Consider the following 16265-nt stretch of genomic DNA (forward strand, 5'->3'; position numbering starts at 1 on the left):
GAAGTACTGATTCTCGCGCTCGTCGGTGGTCGCCGTGCTGATGTAGTTGTTGGCGAGCCCACCCTGCGTCGGCAGCGGGATGTAGGCCAGCAGCGCCTGGGCCTGGGGCGACAGCCGGTTGGCCGGGATCACGTTGCCGGGGAAGGGCTGGCCGGTGTACGGGTCGCGAATGGGTGTGGCAAGGGCCGAGAAGTCGCCGCGACGGAAGGCCTCGGTGGCCGACGTCGTGGTGCCGGTGGTCTCGCGATTGCTGCGCGATCCCTCGTAGCCGAAGAAGAAGAACGTGCGGTTGCGGAGAATCGGTCCGCCGATGGTGCCGCCGAACTGGTTGAAGCCGAACGGTGGCGGCTGGCCCTGATCGAAGAAGCGGCGAGCGTTGAGCTGGTCGTTGCGGTGGTAGATGAACGCGCTGCCGTGCGGCGTGTTCTGGCCCGACTTGACGATCATGTCGACCTGCGCGCCGGAGTACATGCCGTAGGCGGCGCTGTACTGTCCGGTTTGCACGCTCACTTCCTTGAGCGACTCCAGCGACGGTATGAAGGTGGAACCGTTGGCGAAGCCGGCGATGATGCTGACGCCATCGAGGCGGATGTTGTTGTCGAAGTGCCGCTGTCCATGGACGGAGAGGTTGAGCGGCTGGGTGCGACCCAGGCTGTTCTGGTTGCCGTCGAGCGACTCGGTGGCCCCGGGAACCAGCTGAGCGAGGGCCATGAAGTTCCGGTTCTTCACCGGCAGGCCCTGGATCTGGTTCTCGGTGAGCACGGCGCCGAGGGAGACATCCTCGGTGCGGAGGAGACGGGTGTCGGCGGGGGCCTGGACCTGCACCGTTTCGCCGAGGTCGCCGAGCGCGAGCGTGAAGTCGACGCGAACCGTGACGTCGGACTGCACCGGCACGTTCTGGCTGACGGCCGTCTTGAAGCCGCTCAGCTCGGCCGTGACGTCGTAGCTGCCCGTGACAAGCGAGGTCACCGAGTAGTTGCCGCTGTCGCCCGTGACGGTGGTGCGGACCACGCCGGTGGCGCGGTTGGCTACGGTGATCGTCACCCCCGGCACGACTCCCCCGGAGGCGTCGCGCACCAGGCCGGTCACACCGGTCTGCAATCCCTGGCCGTGGGCTGGGTGAGCCATCAGGAGCGCGCCTGCGGCGAGTGCCAGCAGCCAGCGTTGTTGTCGCCAGAACATGGACCGTCCTCCAGACCACGGGAAGACAAGCCGGAAGAGGGCCTGCCGCCGTGTATCTCGATGGGGCGGAGCATAGCGACCGCAGATCTGAGATGTAAAGTAAAAAATTTCAGATTTAAGATTTCTGTTTCAGCATAGAATGTGCCGCGTGAGCATTACCCGTCTCCCTGCGGTATCGCGTGAGCGTGCGAGCGATGCCGTCTACGTCGCCCTACGCAGCGCGATCCTGTCGCGAGCGTTCGCCCCAGGCCAGCGCCTGCACGTCCCGGCGCTGGCCGCCGAGCTGGGCGTCAGTCCGACCCCGGTCAAGGACGCCCTCACCCGGCTCGAAGCCGAAGCGCTCATCGAGATCAAGCCCCGCAGCGGTACCTTCGTCGCCGCCGTCGATCCCGACGACCTCGCAGAGGCGTTCGAGATCCGCCGGGCACTCGAGTGCCTCGCCGCCGAGCGCGCGCTCGACCGCATCACTGCGGACGACGTGAAGGCGCTGCGAGCCCTGGCCACCGCGGTCTCGACCCCACCGGCGGCAGGCGACGACCGCGAGCACCATGCCGCGGCCAATGTCGCGTTCCATAAGCGGCTCGTCCAGCTTTCAGGCAGCCGTCGCCTCGTACAGATGTACGAGAGCCTCGACGCGCACATCCAGATCGCCCGCATTCACACCACGCACGACGAATGGAAGGCGCGCATCGCCTCGGAACTCACCGAGCACCTCGCCATCGTCGACGCCTTCGCGCGTGGTGACGCCGACGCCCTGGTGGCCGCGCTGCGGCAGCACATCACACGCGCCGCCACGTCACTGGTGGCCGACCTGCGCCGGCACCAGGATGCGCCGGCCCTCGACAGCTCAGACAGGTGACCGGCGCATGACCGACTTCAGCGGCATCTACCCCATCGTCAACACGACCTTCGACGACGATGGCCGTCTCGATCTGAAGAGCCAGCGTCGCCTCGTGCGGTTCCTGCTGGAGAGCGGTGCCGCCGGCCTCGGCCTGTTCGGCAACGCCAGCGAGGGCTACACGCTGCGCGATGATGAGCGACGCGTTCTGCTCGAGGCCATCGCCGAGGAAGTGGCCGGGGCCGTGCCCCTCGTAGTCAGCAGCGGCCACACCGGCACCGACGCGGCCGTGGCCGCCAGCGTCGAGGCCGAGCGCGGCGGTGCGGCGGCCCTGATGATCAACCCGCCCTTCTACGTGAAGCCTGACGCCGACGGCATCTACATCTACTTCGCCGCGATCTCCGCCGCCGTCGGTATCCCGATCATGGTGCAGGACGCACCGCTGATGACGCAGGTGGTGCTCGGCGTCGACCTGCTGGCACGCATGGGACGGGAGCTGGCCCAGGTACGGATGGTGAAAGTGGAGGCGCCGCCCACCTCGCCCAAGGTCTCCAAGCTTGCCGCCGTGGCCGACGGGCGTCTGGCTCTGTTCGGCGGACTGAACGGCAACTTCCTGCTCGAAGAGCGGGCCCGTGGTGCCGTTGGCTGCATGCCCGGCTGCGACATGACCGACGCATTCGTGCGCGTGTGGGAGGCGGCCGGGCGGGGCGACGAGGCGGCAGCACGCGAGGAGTTCGGCCGCCTGCTGCCCCTGATTCGTTACGAGCTGCAACCGGGCCTGGGCGTCGCCGTGATGAAGCGCAATCTCTTCGATGCCGGCATCATCGCCTCGCCGCGCACGCGCCACCCGACGCGCACGCTCGACGCCGTCGACATCGCGGAGGTTCGCGCCCTGCGCGCCCCCCTCGACCTCCTGGCCTTCCGCTGGGCCGCCGGGCGTCCGTGAGCGACGGGGAGGCACCCACGCGGTCCGACCTGATCGGCGTGGTTGCCGGGCTGTCAGCTCTCGGGGTGATGCTGGCATTGCCGGCGCCCCACCCGGTGACCGACGCCGGGATGGCCCGTCTCGGGCTGCTGGCGCTCGCCGTCATCTGGTGGGTCGGCACGTCGCTGCCCCTGGCGATGACCACCCTCGCGATGCTCGGCATCGGCCTGGTCATCGGCGCGTTGTCGGTCGCCGACGCCTTCGCGCACTCGAGCAGCTGGATCCTCTGGTTCGTCATCGGGTCGTTTGGTCTGGCGGCGGCGCTCGAGGCCACCGGTGTCATCCGCCGGTTCGCGCTCGCGTTCATCGACTCGCGGCTGGCGCGCGGCAGCTCCCGCCGCTTCCTGCTGATGTTCATGACGTCGGCGACGGTGATGAGCGCGTTGATGGCCAACACGGTCGTGGCGGTGATCTGGCTGTCGCTCGCCGTGAAGATCTACGACGTCCTGCACGTCGAGCACACGGATCCGGTCGTTGAGGCCAACACGCTCGGCGTGGCCTGGGCGGCGAATTTCGGCGGCGTCGCGACCCCCGTCGGCAACGGCACCAACGCCGCGGCGATCGCTCTCATCGCGTCTGGCACGGGCGTCACAGTGACGTTCCTTCAGTGGACGGTCATCGGCACCATTCTCACGGTGCTCTTCCTCGCGAGCGCGCTGCTGGTGTTCGGCTTCAGCGTGCCGGCGACCTCCGACATCCTCACCCGCCCCGAGAGTCGCGCGTTCATTGCGGCCGAGCGTCAGCGACTGGGCGCGATGCCGACCGCCGAACGGTGGGCCATCGGCTGGTTCCTGCTGGCCATCGTGCTCTGGTTCCTGCCGGATCTCGCCGGGTTCGTCCTGCAACCGAGTCAGGCTGCGGCACTCAAGGGGTCGCTCCACATGGCGGTGCCGGCGCTGTTGATCCCCGTGCTGATGTGCCTGGTGCCGACGCCCGACCCGCAGCGGCGACACGTGCTGACGTGGCCGGAGTGGATGGGCGCCGTCGACTGGAGCCTGGTGATCTTCATCGGCGGCGTAATGGGGCTCGGCACCGCGGTCGGAGCAGACGTCACGGGCCTTCCGGACTATGTGCGCACGGTCCTTCAACCGTCGCTGACTGGACTGTCTGAGCCCTGGTTCGTCCTGGCCATGTGCGCGGGCGTCATCCTCGTGACGAGCGTGATCTCGAACATGGTCACCCTCGCCATCTTCCTGCCGCTCGGCATCACGCTGTCCCAGAGCCTCGGCGTGGCCGATCCGGTCGCACTCGGTGTGGTCCTCGGGATCGGTCCATCGCTCGACTACCTCTTGCCATCTGGCACGACCACCAATGCCATCGTCGCCGGTAGCGGATATCTTCGCGTGCGCACGATGGTGCGCCACGGCTCGCTCCTCTTTGTGGTACACACGCTGCTGCTCGCGGGAGTGGGCTATCCGCTGGCGCGCCTGATCCTCGGGCGCTGAGGCGCCGGCCGGTAGCCACGCGTCCTCGCCGTGTGGCTACTCCACGACGCTTAAGGGATGTGCGTGAAGAGCCGAACTGTCCTCGTCGCCCCACCCTCGCGTCATCTATGTCGATAGTGCGAAAAGGCATATAGTCGCGTCGACGACATCATGCGTTACTGGTGGGTCAACCAGAATCAGACGTATCGTGCGGAAGTTCGCGGGAGCTTCATGTGGTCACCGAAGCAGAACGCGAACGGTGCCCGCAACCAGTTCTACGAGAACATGCGAGAGGTGTCGCCGGGCGACGTCGTGTTCTCGTTCTGCGACACACGCATCAAGGCCATCGGTGTCGTCACCGGAGCCGCGCAGACGGGCCCCAAGCCAGAGTTCGGCTCCGCGGGCGCGTACTGGGCTCGTGAAGGCTGGTTTGTGCCGGTCGAGTACTGCGTCCTGGGCAACCAGATTCGGCCGAAGGACCACGCCGCCATGCTCCGGCCCTTCCTGCCCGCGAAGTATTCGCCTCTGCAGCAGAACGGAGACGGCCTCCAGTCCGTGTACTTGGCCGAGCTCCCGCGTCCGCTGGCAGACGCGCTGATCGGATTGATCGGGCAGTCCTATTGGGATGCGTACTCGACCACCGCGGTGCTGAGGGAAGTCGGCGAGGTGCCGGAGGAGGAAGCAACCCTCGTCGCCGGCGTCGTCGGCCCGACATTCAGGGAGCAGCTCGTCAGAGCGCGGCGTGGGCAGGGGGTATTTCGTTCGAACGTGCTTCTGCGCGAAGAATCGTGCCGGGTGACTCGCGTGAACGAGCCGAGGCACCTGAAGGCCAGCCACATCAAGCCGTGGCGAGACGCCACTGATGGCGAGCGACTCGATGGTGCAAACGGGCTGCTGCTCGCTCCGCATATCGACCATCTGTTCGATCAGGGCTACATCACGTTCTCAAGTAGCCAGGAGCTGGTGATCGTTCCCGAAGTCCGCGACAAACTGCTCGATGCCTGGGGCATCGACGCTGGTGTCAGGATTGGCGACTTCTCGCGCGAGCAGAGCGCCTATCTGGACTACCACCGCATCAACGTCTTCAAGCACTCGCTTCTGGAGGGGTAGCCGCCACAGCCATCGGACCGCCATTGGGCCCGGGCCCGACGACGACTTGTCAACGGCTTGGCGATCTCGATTCCCAAGGCGCGCAGTCGTCGCTGGATGAGTCTCCGGCCTGCCCTATCGACGGCTGGACCTCACCGGCACGCCAGGCTCTTCGTCTTGATCGCGCGGGGCGTAGCCGGAGAGGAAGACTGTCGCCGACGCTTCTCCGTGCGTCATGTCGTGCACCGCGCGGCGCAGTCCGAGCACCTCGGCCAACGGTGCGCGGCAGCGCAGAAGCACCTGTGGCGCCTCGGGACCACCGTGCTCAGGTTCCTCCAGGCGGGGCCATGCCTCTCGCAGGCGCGGCGCGTAGAAGGCACGGGTCTGAATCTCGACGTCCATCCACGGCTCGACGTCGGCCCACGCCAGACCGGTGGGGCGATCGATGAGTGCACGTCTGAGGTCGACTCGGGGACGGGTTGTGGCTGCCGTCACGCTGAATTCGCGCTTCAGGACATCCAGCACCTGGTCGAGGAGGTCGAGGTCCGCGTGGCCGAGCTCGACCGAACTGCCGTCGGCGTGCCAGACGACGTCGAGCCGCTCGTCACGCGCGGCGAGCACGTCGATCGCGTGCGCCAGCGTCGCCGCTAGCGTCGGCGGGGTCGGCGTCAGTGTGACGAACACGAGCGACGACGCGCGATGGTGAGTCAGCATCAGGCCTCGCGTTGCGCCGCCAGCGCCCGCTCCTCGCGTACGGCTGCGCCCAGACGACGCAGCTGCCGCAACAAGCCGACACACGCCCAGCCGCCGATGAGCATCGCAGCCACGAACAGTCCCGCGATCAGGTCGCGTTTCGCAGCAGGCGGTTGGGGACCGAGCGCAAGATCGACGAGGGACAGGACGGCGAAGGCGAAGGCGGCTACCGCAACCGAGTGCGGTGGGCGCCATGCCGGCCCCTTCAGCAGTTGCGGCACGACATACGCCTGGAGGAAGCCAAGCGCGAGGAATGCATAGCGCAGCGGGTGGTCAAGGATCAGCTGGTCGACGATCCTCATCAGCAGCGGTGATTCGATCATGCCCGCTCGTTTCAGTGTCGCGTGCCTGGCCTGAGCAGGACGAATGCGAGCGGCCCCATCACTGGAGCGCTGACGATCACCAGTGCCCACAGCGCCGTCGAGGCCTCGTCGAGCGCCCGTGTCCGTAGCGCCAGAAGGCAAGGGACCGCGAAGGCGAGATAGAACAGCAGAAACGGCCCCCACATGAACAGGTAGGTCAGCAGCATCAGCTTCCGTGCCTCTCCACACGGCAAGCAGAGCGCTCGCCGCTGAATCAGAATGTCGCCGGAGGGTCGCGGGCAGTAGAGCATAAGTAGCAACTGCTAGCCAAGCCACCGGGCCACTGTTCAGGGAGAACGCCTGTGCAGCCGTACATGACGCGTGCGTTCCGGCTCGTAATGCTGGGTTCAGCCGTATTCGGGTTCCTCACGTACGTCGCGATCGTCGCGGCGCCGATGTTGATTCTTCGGATGCTGGCACTTCCCCTGTTTGGGCTGACCGTCGCTGTGCTTCACCTCGGGACGACGGAGCTGGTGGACGTGGGACGGCTGACGCGCGTCCAGTCGTTCTTCTTGACCGTCGTGCTGACCGTGGCGACCGTGCTCTTCTGGTTCGTCGTCGACACGCTCGTCGGCCCGAGTCGTTGACGGCTCTTTCGTGGCGTGATGACGACGATGGCGCAGTCGATAATGCGGGGGCATGCTCGCTGCCCTCCTGCTCGCTTCGCTGTCCGTGCTCGTCGGTCCGTCACAAGGTGCGGCGACGCCGGACCTGTCCGGCCACTTCACCGGCCTCGACGCGACGTTCGTGCTGCTGGACGACGCGACCGGCGCGTACACGCGTCACGACCCGGCACGCGCGGCGCGCCGCTTCCCGCCGTGCTCGACCTTCAAGGTGCCGCACACGGCCATGCTGCTGGAGCCCGGGATCGTGCCGAGCGCGACGGGTGGCGCACTGCCCTACGATCCGGCGCTGCACCAACCGGCGCAGTGGGCCCGCGACTTCGACCTCACCGGCGCCTTCAAAGCATCGGCCCTCTGGTACTACCGCGCGCAGGCCCGGCGGCTCGGCATGGACGCCGAAGCCCGCGACGTCCGTCGTCTCGGGTACGGCAACATGGACACGAGCGGCGGACTCGACGGCCCGAACGGGCCGTTCTGGGTGGACGGGTCGCTGCGCATCTCGGCCGACGAGCAGGTGCAGTTCCTGCAGCGCCTGCACGACGGCCGCCTGGGTCTGTCTCAACGCACGACCGCGCTGACGCGCGAGATCATGCTGGTCGAGGAGACGCCGCGATGGCGCCTGTATGCCAAGACCGGCGCGTGCCGTCCGCGGGGTGAGCAGACGTCGAACTGGTACGTCGGGTTCGTCGAGAAGGGCGCCGCGACCTACTACTTCGCGCTGCAGATCGGCGCGGACGACTACGGACGTGCCTTCGCCGAGCGGGTGCCGACCACGCGTCGCGTGTTGGCGAGCCTGGGCATTCTGGACTGAGTTGCCAGCGGCAGATCACGGCCGCGCGGCGGCGAGTGCCGCGTGAAGGGCGTCCTTGTCATCGAGATCGACCAGCGCCTGCATCGGACGGGAGATCCAGTGGAAGTCGGAGCGCTCCCCTACTGCGCACCGCCTGGCGAGTGCGTCGGCCAGCAACGCCGACATGACGGCGCCCAGGGGACGGCCGTCCTTCGCCTGCAGTGCCCTGACCTCCCCGAGGATCGGATCGTCAATGTCGACGGTGATGCGCATGAAGAATATGGTCGCATTCTGCGTCAGGTCTGCAGCGGGCACGATCGAGCGCGCGACGTCAGTGGTCGACGTCCGCGAGCAGCGTCTTCAGCCGCCGCCGGGGATCGCTCACGACGACCTCGCGCGGGTCGAAGTGAGCCGGGTCGAACCCCTTGGGGACCCAGTCCCTGGCGTCCTGGTGCATCGGGTGGCGGCGGTCGGTCCTGGCAGCGAGCGTGTCGTAGTACCCGTGAATGCCGCCAGAGTCCTCGAGCGGTGCCGCGCACGCGCCGGCCACGCACCGCGACCATTTGAGCGGCGCCTCGGGAAACACGCGACCCTCGTACACCAGCGCCACGTGCCAGTCGTCGCCGAAGTCGTAGAGGTACATGCACGTCTGCAGGCCGGCCTCGAGGTCGGGCGTCAGCGCGCGTTCCCACCCGGGGATGGTGTCCTCAGCTTCGAACGGCAGACCTACCCGCTGACGTTCGCCGCTCTTGCTGGCGCCGAGGTCGAACTCGTGCAGGTGACGGTCCTCCCACGCGAACGCGTCCTGCAAGGCCACGTGAAGGTCCCACCACGTCGCCTTGTGTGAGACCTGGATGCGGCGCCAGATCAGCGGCGCGCTCTCCGACACGACGGCCAGGAACTGATGCGCCCACGACGGCGGCCGACGGGCCGCGGGTTTCGAAGACGGCTTGACGAGGGTGAGCCGGGCCATGCGCGAATACTCTACCGCCGGTGGACGGCGCCGTGTCGACGCGTGCGCGGAGTAAATCATCGCGATTGAAAGCGTGCGTGCGTCGAAGATTCTGGATTCTAGAATATGGAATGGCTCAGGCACTTCTTCCGCAAGATGTTGTCGTGCTCGCCAAGCTGATCAGTCTCTCAGGGGAGCGACCTCCGGTGGCGGAGCTGGCCTCTGAGGTGGCGCTGAGCCCTTCGCAGGCGCACCTCTCCTTGAAGCGCCTGGAACGGGCACGCCTGCTGGACGCTCACACCGGCCGGCCACTTCTGCACGCGGTGGAGGAGTTTCTGGTCCACGCCGTGAAGTACGTCTTCCCAGCGTCGCGGGGCGAGGTCACGCGAGGTATGCCGACGGGCTATGCCGCTCCTCCCTTGAATGCGCACATCGCGGCTGGCGCCGACCTGCCGCCGGTCTGGCCCCACCCGAACGGGAAGGTCCGCGGCGTCACCCTCGACCCCGTCCACCGGACCGCGACCGCCGTCGCGGAGAAGGATCCGACCGTGTACAAGGTCCTTGCGTTGCTCGATGCCCTGAGGGACGGCCGCGCCCGCGAGCGGGCGCTCGCCGAGCGTGAGTTGCTCGCGCTCGTCAGGGAGCGCCTCCGTGGCTGAGGCGGACTGGCAGACGGAATGTTCGACTATCTGACTTGTTCATTATTAATGAACGATTTAGAATACCGTACATGTCCACCGGACACGCGGCGCAATTGCGAGCGTATGAGGAGCACTTCAAGCGGTGGGTCCCAGGGGCCGAGCTTGCGATGGAGGCTCAGCCGACCCCATTCGTGGCGCAACTGGTCGCGCGGGTCGGCGGCAGGGCGCAGCGCTACCTGCTCGTCGAGAAGCGCCACTTCCGACACCAGGATGCGGCGGTTATTGCGGATCAGCTGACGCGTCGGCGCGCCGAACTCGGCCGGGCGCACGCCCGCGACCTCATACTCCTGCTGGCGCCGCATGTCCGCGCGCAGCAGGCGGTGGTGCTCGAGAGGGCCGGCATCGACTACGTCGATCTCGCCGGCAACGTGCACCTGAGCGCGCCCGGACTCTTCGTGCACGTGGAGGGCCGGCGTCCGCCGAAGGCGCCGGTATTGGCGCCGGGCCGTCCGCAGAAGGGCTGGGTGAAGACTGTTCTCGCGCTGCTCGTGCAACCCACGCTCGTCAGTCAACCGTACAGAGCTGTCGCCGAACGGGCAGGGGTGTCGCTGGGGACTGTCGCGGCGTGCCTTCGCGATCTCGCGATGCGGGGAATCCTGCTCGAGGACGCGGAAGGCCGCCGCATGCCCGACCGTGCCGCACTCGTGGCGCTCTGGGTGCAGGCGTATGGAGAGGTGCTCCGTCCGAAGCTCGCGGAGCGACGGCTTCAGGTGCGTGCCACCGACAAGGCGGAGCTGTGGGCGCGGCTGGACCACGTGCTTCGAGAGCGCGGCCTGCCGTGGGCGCTCACGGGGGCCGACGCCGCCAATCAGCGCCAGGCGTTCTTCCGCGCCGAGGACACCGAAATCTACGCGCCTGTCCTCGCCTTCGACGACCGCGACCTACAGAAGGCGCTCGTGGCGCAGCCCTCCGCGCGGGGCGGCAACCTGCTGGTGATCGAACCACCAGGCCCCCTGGCGATCCCGGAGACTGACACGGCTGCGCTGCCCGTCGCGCCGGATCTGCTGGCCTACGCCGAGCTGCGGTATCGAGGCACGAGTCAGGCCCTCGAGGCCGCGGAGTTGCTGCTCCCCTTGGTGATGGGCGATGGCGCGGCTTGATCCCGCGCTCCTGCCCGCTGTCGCGGATCTCGCACGCGGGCTCCGCTCACTCGACGTGCCCTTCGCGATCGTCGGCGCCCTGGTCCCGGAACTGCTCCTCGAGGCGCCACCGGCAGCGATGACCAACGACGCCGACGTGACCGTCGCTGTTGCCAACCTCGCGGAATTCGCGACGCTCAAGGCGCAGCTTGCGACCTTCGGCTTTGCGGAAAGCGGCGCGCACCGGCTTCGACATCAGTCAGGCGGCTTGGTAGACCTTCTGCCCTTCAGCGAGTCGATTGCACCGGGTGGTCAACTGGAGCTGCAACGCGATCTCGTACTCAACATGGCCGGCTTCGAGCAGGCCGTGCCCAACGCCGTGCAGGTTGCCGTTGATGACGGACCGGTGCTGCCCGTGGTGCCACTTCCACTGTACGTGTTGCTCAAGCTCGTGTCGTTCGACGACCGAAAAGCGGCAAAGGACCTCGCGAGCGTCTTTCACTGCCTGCGCTACTACCTGCACGATGATGAGCGGCGATATCTGGCGGAGCACGCCGGCGCGGGTGTCCCGTTCGAGTACGCCGGTGCCTACTGGCTGGGCGGCGATGGGCGGCGGTTCGTGAGTGTTCCGCTTGCTCGCGTGGTGAGTCGGGTGCTCGGTCGGTTTGCAGACGCGGATGCCGGTGCCGTGGGTACCGTCGCCCGCGAACGCGGCAGGTACGACGTCGATGAACAGGAACGAGCGGAAATCTTCGAGTGCTTCAGGTGGTACAGGCTCGGTCTCGATCTCCCCGAGTGAGGAGGCTCCGACTCAAAGACACGTCGGCCTCCTACTCAGTCGTTGTCGCGCGACACGACATAAAGGAAGAACGCCAGCAAGCCGATCGACAGCAAGCCGCCCAGCACAGACGGGGGCTGGCTCGCCACCGCCGTGAACGCCAGGCTCCAGATGCCCAGGAAGACCCAGCCCTGCCAGGTCTTCGGGGGTCCCCATCCGAACCGTTTGCGTGAGAAGTGCGCCACGCGGCCCTACTGCACGAAGTAGCCGACGATGCGCCAGGTGCCGTCGGCGTCGCGGACGGCCGTCACCGTCTCAGTGGCCGTCGCGCGCTGTTCGAACGTGGCGCTGTACTGGATGATCACGTACTCGCCAGCCGGTGCGCCTGGCGGGTTCGTCATGGGCGCCGCGCTCGACTTCGTGCGCGACTTGAGCGCACCGACCTGGTCGCGCACGCGCTTCACCGCGTCCTGCCACTTCTCCTGGGTCACGGCCTGCTTGAACGCGGAGGCCGCGCTGGTCCATGAGTCGGCGTACTTGCCGGCGTCGACCTGCGCCAGCCACGCCGTGGCGGCGGTCTCGGCGGCCGTCGTGTCCTGTGCGAGCACGCTACGAGGACTCATCACCAGCGCCAGGAGGCACACGAGCAAGAGACGGAGCGTGGGTCGTCGCCGCATGGGACGGGAGTGTACATCGGCGTGCGCGGACCGCTTTCCATGACGACACACGCCCGCCCGCGCGGCCTGCTGGTCGGCTGCGGTTCACGCCGGATAGACTCGCCGCCATGGGCCTGCTCACCTTCAGTCTCAACGTCACCCTGGACGGCTGCGTCGACCACCGCGTGGGGATCGCCGACGACGAGACGAACGCCTTCTTCACCGGTCTCATGGACGAGGCAGAGGCGATGCTGTGGGGCCGCGTCACCTACGAGCTGATGGAGGCCTACTGGCCGGTCGTCGCCCGAGGCGACGAAGAGGCCCCGCCTTCCTTGCGCGAGTGGGCGGTCACACTCGAAGCCAAACCCAAGTACGTGGTGTCCTCGACACGCAAGGACTTCCCCTGGAACAACAGTCACCATGTGACCGGCGACCTGCGTACGAGCGTGCAGGCGCTCAAGGAGGCCACGTACACATTCCTCGTGCACCCGCGAATCGCAGGCCACGGGCCGACCCTCTACCAGACGGGCCTGCCCGCCACCCGGGCGCTCGAACTGGTCTCGGCCCGGCCGATGCGCAACGGCGCGGTGGCGATGCATTACAGGCGCGCGCGCTGATCACGACACAGTCCTGGAGCCGAATGACATGGCCAGCCCGAAGACACGACAGACCTCGGTGAGTGTCGACGCCTTCCTCGACACGGTCGCCGATGCCCAGCGACGACAGGACGCCCGCGACATCGTCGGCATTCTGGAGGCCGAGACAGGGGCGAAGGCGCGGATGTGGGGCGCCGGGATCGTGGGGTGCGGCACCTACCAGCGCACCTACGCCAGCGGCCCGTCACAGGAGTGGATGCTGGTGGCCATGGCTCCGAGGGCGGACCGTCTCACGCTGTATATCGAACCCGGATTCGAGGGGCACGATGCGCTGCTGGCGACGCTGGGCAAGTACCGCGCGGGCAAGGGATGCATCCACATCAAGCGGCTGGCAGACATCGACGTGGCGGTGCTGAGACGTCTCGTCGCCGCATCGATCGAGCAGCTGCGCGCGCGATACCCGTAGGACGCAGCAACGCCTTCTCTCTCCTCTGGTCGACGCTGCCGCCTAGTCGTCGCGTCCTACATCGGGCGATACTGCTGAGGACGACCCGGCAGACAACCTCCGTGACCACAGGTTGTCCTCAGCCATTGCAGTCGCCCGCGGTCGCGCCACGTCGAAGCATGGGAGCGGCCGCACGAGTGCGCCTGCAGGAACTCCCCCGCCGTCAAGCGGATGCCGCCATCACGACGGCGACGCTCAGACGGCGCAGTATGCCGTCTGCCCTGCCCTGAACTCCGCAACAGATGCGTAAGCAGGGCGTGAACGACCCCGCCTGCCGACGCAATCGTCGCCCCGCGCTGCGCGCGTGGGGGTCGTTCACGCCCTGCCTGCCCGTGCCGGATGTCCTGCAACAGCGGGCAAGCACCGTGGCCACCACCCTGGCCCGCGACGGGACGCGATTGTGCGGAAGCGTGACGCGGCGTCAAGGCGTCGCTCGCTCCGCTCGCCGCGTATGCGGCCTTGACCCGGCGGTCCCGCTCCCGTGGGGTCCGCCGTTACCGTCGCGGCCGAGACTGCGCGTGCTGGTCGGCGGCGCATCATGGGCGCACACTCCCCTGCCTCATGCGCGCGCCCCTGTCGGTGTGGCTCGTCTGCGTTGCCGTGGTGCTCTCGTCGGGCTGTCGCCTGGCCAGGGATCTCCTGCCGCGCACGCACACCACCGCGGTCGCACCCGACGGGCAGACCCGCGCGTTCGTACGCCAGCACCTGAATAGCGATCCCCCTGACGATCACCTGTACATCGCGCGGCCTGGCGAACCTGCACGGGAGGTGATGGCGCTCGCGCCTGACCAGGACTGGTGCCGGGCCATCGTGTGGTCGCCCAACAGCCGGAAAGTCGGGTTCCTCATCAACGACCAGCAGCTCGCCGTGTACGACCCACACAGCTCGGAGCTGCAAGCCCTGCTGATCCTGACCGACGATCGGGCGCACGAGGTGCGGTCGGTGAGCCTGACTGAAGCCGGTTCCGTGTCCTTCGACCTGGTCGCGCGTGCGCTCTGGGACATTCCGGCGAAGGGGGGCCGGCGCTTGCAGCTACACGCCGTCAGCATCGCGCCGTACCGGCCGGCTATCCGCATCGTCACTCCGGAGCGGATGCTGGGGCGGCGCACGGTGACCATCCCACCGCAACGGCTGTCACTCCGCCTCAGCTCAGCGAATGGCCAGGCCGCGCCCAAGACGGGCTGGGCCCGCCTGCAGGCGCGCGGTGGCCGTCAGGTGCGGGTGCCGTGGACGCGCGACGATGACGGACGCGTGCGGCTCCCGGTATTCGACGCGGGCCCACTGGAGATCCTCGAGGTGGGCGTGCCGGGACGGTGGCGGACTGCGGTGCTGAAGAACGTCGCGGTGACCGGCGCTGCTGTCGACGTGACGCTACCGGTCGAGTGACCGGCGGCTGGCGCCGTCTACAGTCGCGACTGTGCGCCGCGGCAGACGTCTTCAGCGGGACGGCTCGACAGTGTTCCCGCCGCCACATGGTCGGCACGGCACTGAAGTTCTGCCGTGCTTCAGCTGATCCACGCGAGGTGCTTGTCCACGACGCGCCACACGCCGTCAGCCTCGGTGAGCAGGATGAGACATCCATACGCGCACAGGTTGCCGCAGGTGTAGGACGCGAAGACGAGAGCAAAGCCGTCTTCGGAACGCGCTGGCAGGCTGAACCTGATGAACGGGACGTTCCGCGCTTCCCGCACCACTTCGGGTCTGGGCTCGGGCACGGTCTGGGCCTCGTGCAGCACCCCGTCAGGAAGGGACAGGGCGCGTTGATTCCGCTGGCGGAAGGCCGTCGCGAGTGCGGCTCGGGTTGTCTCCCTGATGACCCTCTCAAATGGCAAGGAAGTCTGGCCGCGTTGCTTCGCCTCGAACGCCTCGAGTTCCGAGCTGACGCAGTCGAGCGATGGTGGTCCCGGACGCGACCTGGCGCAGAACGGGATGGTTCGCTCGTACACGACCAGCGGTGGTCGTTGGGAAGGTGCTTTGGGGGCGAGACGCTCGGCCTCTGGCCTGACGACCGCCTCGAACGTCGCGCGATAGATCTGTATGTCGGCGTCGTCTAACACTGGCGGCTGCCCGACGAGTAGCGCCACGACGACAACGCCCGAGCTCAGTAGTTGCAGTGGCCCCATGATTGCTCCAGGCACTGAGACGGCGACGGCAGGAAAGTTCGGCCTCACACTGCCACAGGCCCAAGCCCGCGCGCTAGTTCCGTGCTCGTCGGCTCTTCTCAATCTCCGCAATTGCCGCACGCGCCGTCTCGGCGACCGGCACCCTGTCTCCGGCGCTCGGCAGCTCGTCGTCGCTCAAGAGCTCATGCAGCTTCGGCAGTGCTTCGACGGCGTTCAGCTTGACCAGCGCCTGGATGGCCGAGACCCGGGCATGCGCATCGCGATCGTCGAGCGCCGCAATGAGCGGGGCGCGCGCGCGCTCGTCACCGATCTCGGCCAGCGTCCACGCGACCTTGTCGTTGACGTCGGTGTCGTTCAGCAGGGGAAGCAGCAGGTCGACAGCTCTCGGGTCCTTGAGTTCGCCGAGCAGATGGACGGCGTAGTAGCGGTCGGTCCTGATCTGGCGAGCGACGCTGAACCCCGCGTTCGGGATGCCCTGACCCTCTGGTCGTGCCGAGCGGTCGGTCACCATCGCGACGATGGTCTGGAAGCCGCGGTCATCGCCGAGCGCGGCGAGCACGAATGCGGCGTTGCCGCGAAGGTGTCGGTCCTCGTGGTCGAGCCAGGACTCCAGCCGTTGCACGGCGCGCTGGTCGCCAGTGCGCACGATCTGCCTCGCGATATCGAGTTGCCGCCACGACACGGAGGTTTTCTCGAACTCGTCCAGCAGGCGGTCGGCCGGTGCCGATTCCGGGGCGCAGGCGACCGTGACGGCCATCATGGCGGTCGCCACCGTGGCTGCGACGATGCTCGCGACGGTCAGCGATGAACCGGTGGCTCTCCGAAGGGA

22 protein-coding genes are annotated in these 16265 nt (G+C 67.6%); 12 read left to right on the forward strand and 10 right to left on the reverse strand.

The genetic code is table 11. From position 1 onward, the window contains the following. A partial coding sequence (locus Q0C41_RS00005; RefSeq protein WP_291980364.1) for a carboxypeptidase-like regulatory domain-containing protein occupies positions 1–1182 on the reverse strand: 1182 nt, incomplete at its 3' end. Between the two features lie 148 nt (positions 1183–1330). On the opposite strand from Q0C41_RS00005, the gene Q0C41_RS00010 reads away from it, so the two are divergent. The 4 genes from Q0C41_RS00010 (at position 1331) to Q0C41_RS00025 (ending at position 5539) form a co-directional block, all read left to right on the forward strand. Continuing rightward, complete coding sequence (locus Q0C41_RS00010) at positions 1331–2041, forward strand: GntR family transcriptional regulator (protein WP_291980365.1); 711 nt, start codon at positions 1331–1333, stop codon at positions 2039–2041. 7 nt (positions 2042–2048) lie between these two features. Further along, positions 2049–2966, forward strand: a complete 918-nt coding sequence (locus Q0C41_RS00015; protein ID WP_291980367.1) for a dihydrodipicolinate synthase family protein — start codon at positions 2049–2051, stop codon at positions 2964–2966. Continuing rightward, entirely contained in the window at positions 2963–4450 is a 1488-nt protein-coding gene (locus tag Q0C41_RS00020) for an SLC13 family permease (RefSeq protein ID WP_291980368.1), read from the forward strand. The genes Q0C41_RS00015 and Q0C41_RS00020 overlap by 4 nt, the downstream gene beginning before the upstream one ends. Before the next feature lie 150 nt (positions 4451–4600). Further along, complete coding sequence (locus Q0C41_RS00025; RefSeq protein WP_291980370.1) at positions 4601–5539, forward strand: HNH endonuclease; 939 nt, start codon at positions 4601–4603, stop codon at positions 5537–5539. 114 nt (positions 5540–5653) lie between these two features. Here the strand turns inward: Q0C41_RS00025 and Q0C41_RS00030 are convergent, their stop codons facing one another. From Q0C41_RS00030 to Q0C41_RS00040, 3 genes are read right to left on the reverse strand one after another with little or no spacing between them, the layout of a single operon-like run. Next, a complete protein-coding gene (locus Q0C41_RS00030; protein WP_291980372.1) occupies positions 5654–6232 on the reverse strand; it encodes a hypothetical protein in 579 nt (192 codons plus the stop codon). After that, positions 6232–6594 (reverse strand): hypothetical protein, encoded by a 363-nt coding sequence (locus Q0C41_RS00035; RefSeq protein ID WP_291980374.1) that lies wholly within the window; start codon positions 6592–6594, stop codon positions 6232–6234. The genes Q0C41_RS00030 and Q0C41_RS00035 overlap by 1 nt, the downstream gene beginning before the upstream one ends. An 11-nt stretch (positions 6595–6605) precedes the next feature. Further along, the gene (locus Q0C41_RS00040) at positions 6606–6800 is read right to left on the reverse strand and encodes a hypothetical protein (protein ID WP_291980375.1); all 195 of its coding nucleotides are present in this window, start codon (positions 6798–6800) and stop codon (positions 6606–6608) included. 135 nt (positions 6801–6935) lie between these two features. On the opposite strand from Q0C41_RS00040, the gene Q0C41_RS00045 reads away from it, so the two are divergent. Continuing rightward, the gene (locus Q0C41_RS00045; protein WP_291980377.1) at positions 6936–7220 is read left to right on the forward strand and encodes a hypothetical protein; all 285 of its coding nucleotides are present in this window, start codon (positions 6936–6938) and stop codon (positions 7218–7220) included. A 52-nt stretch (positions 7221–7272) separates the two neighbouring features. Further along, on the forward strand, positions 7273–8067 hold the full coding sequence (locus Q0C41_RS00050; RefSeq protein ID WP_291980379.1) for a penicillin-binding transpeptidase domain-containing protein: 795 nt from the start codon (positions 7273–7275) through the stop codon (positions 8065–8067). Positions 8068–8082: 15 nt separating this feature from the next. Here Q0C41_RS00050 and Q0C41_RS00055 read toward each other — a convergent pair whose 3' ends face one another. Then, positions 8083–8319 carry a hypothetical protein gene (locus tag Q0C41_RS00055; RefSeq protein ID WP_291980382.1) on the reverse strand — a complete coding sequence of 79 codons (237 nt, stop codon included), beginning with the start codon at positions 8317–8319 and terminating at the stop codon, positions 8083–8085. Between the two features lie 58 nt (positions 8320–8377). Then, a complete protein-coding gene (locus tag Q0C41_RS00060) occupies positions 8378–9019 on the reverse strand; it encodes a plasmid pRiA4b ORF-3 family protein (RefSeq protein ID WP_291980383.1) in 642 nt (213 codons plus the stop codon). Between the two features lie 143 nt (positions 9020–9162). On the opposite strand from Q0C41_RS00060, the gene Q0C41_RS00065 reads away from it, so the two are divergent. Genes Q0C41_RS00065 through Q0C41_RS00075 form a run of 3 tightly spaced genes read left to right on the forward strand, consistent with a single transcriptional unit; the run spans position 9163 to position 11577 of the window. Next, positions 9163–9657, forward strand: a complete 495-nt coding sequence (locus Q0C41_RS00065) for a hypothetical protein (RefSeq protein WP_291980385.1) — start codon at positions 9163–9165, stop codon at positions 9655–9657. Positions 9658–9692: 35 nt separating this feature from the next. After that, complete coding sequence (locus Q0C41_RS00070) at positions 9693–10799, forward strand: hypothetical protein (protein ID WP_291980386.1); 1107 nt, start codon at positions 9693–9695, stop codon at positions 10797–10799. Continuing rightward, positions 10786–11577: a hypothetical protein gene (locus Q0C41_RS00075; RefSeq protein WP_291980388.1), complete on the forward strand. Its 792-nt coding sequence runs from the start codon at positions 10786–10788 to the stop codon at positions 11575–11577. The genes Q0C41_RS00070 and Q0C41_RS00075 overlap by 14 nt, the downstream gene beginning before the upstream one ends. Before the next feature lie 35 nt (positions 11578–11612). On the opposite strand, the gene Q0C41_RS00080 is transcribed toward Q0C41_RS00075, so the two are convergent. Beyond that, complete coding sequence (locus Q0C41_RS00080; RefSeq protein ID WP_291980390.1) at positions 11613–11801, reverse strand: hypothetical protein; 189 nt, start codon at positions 11799–11801, stop codon at positions 11613–11615. 6 nt (positions 11802–11807) lie between these two features. Further along, complete coding sequence (locus Q0C41_RS00085) at positions 11808–12233, reverse strand: DUF4019 domain-containing protein (protein WP_291980391.1); 426 nt, start codon at positions 12231–12233, stop codon at positions 11808–11810. A 107-nt stretch (positions 12234–12340) separates the two neighbouring features. On the opposite strand from Q0C41_RS00085, the gene Q0C41_RS00090 reads away from it, so the two are divergent. The 3 genes from Q0C41_RS00090 (at position 12341) to Q0C41_RS00100 (ending at position 14699) form a co-directional block, all read left to right on the forward strand. Next, positions 12341–12829: a dihydrofolate reductase family protein gene (locus Q0C41_RS00090; protein WP_291980392.1), complete on the forward strand. Its 489-nt coding sequence runs from the start codon at positions 12341–12343 to the stop codon at positions 12827–12829. Positions 12830–12857: 28 nt separating this feature from the next. Beyond that, positions 12858–13274 (forward strand): DUF1801 domain-containing protein, encoded by a 417-nt coding sequence (locus Q0C41_RS00095; RefSeq protein ID WP_291980393.1) that lies wholly within the window; start codon positions 12858–12860, stop codon positions 13272–13274. 600 nt (positions 13275–13874) lie between these two features. Beyond that, on the forward strand, positions 13875–14699 hold the full coding sequence (locus Q0C41_RS00100; RefSeq protein ID WP_291980394.1) for a hypothetical protein: 825 nt from the start codon (positions 13875–13877) through the stop codon (positions 14697–14699). Between the two features lie 119 nt (positions 14700–14818). Here Q0C41_RS00100 and Q0C41_RS00105 read toward each other — a convergent pair whose 3' ends face one another. Both Q0C41_RS00105 and Q0C41_RS00110 read right to left on the reverse strand, forming a co-directional pair. Then, entirely contained in the window at positions 14819–15049 is a 231-nt protein-coding gene (locus tag Q0C41_RS00105; protein WP_291980395.1) for a hypothetical protein, read from the reverse strand. Positions 15050–15509: 460 nt separating this feature from the next. After that, a complete protein-coding gene (locus Q0C41_RS00110; protein ID WP_291980396.1) occupies positions 15510–16208 on the reverse strand; it encodes a HEAT repeat domain-containing protein in 699 nt (232 codons plus the stop codon). Between the last annotated feature and the right edge of the window lie 57 nt (positions 16209–16265).

The organism is Luteitalea sp. (assembly GCF_022842525.1).
Lineage (GTDB): Bacteria > Acidobacteriota > Vicinamibacteria > Vicinamibacterales > Vicinamibacteraceae > Luteitalea.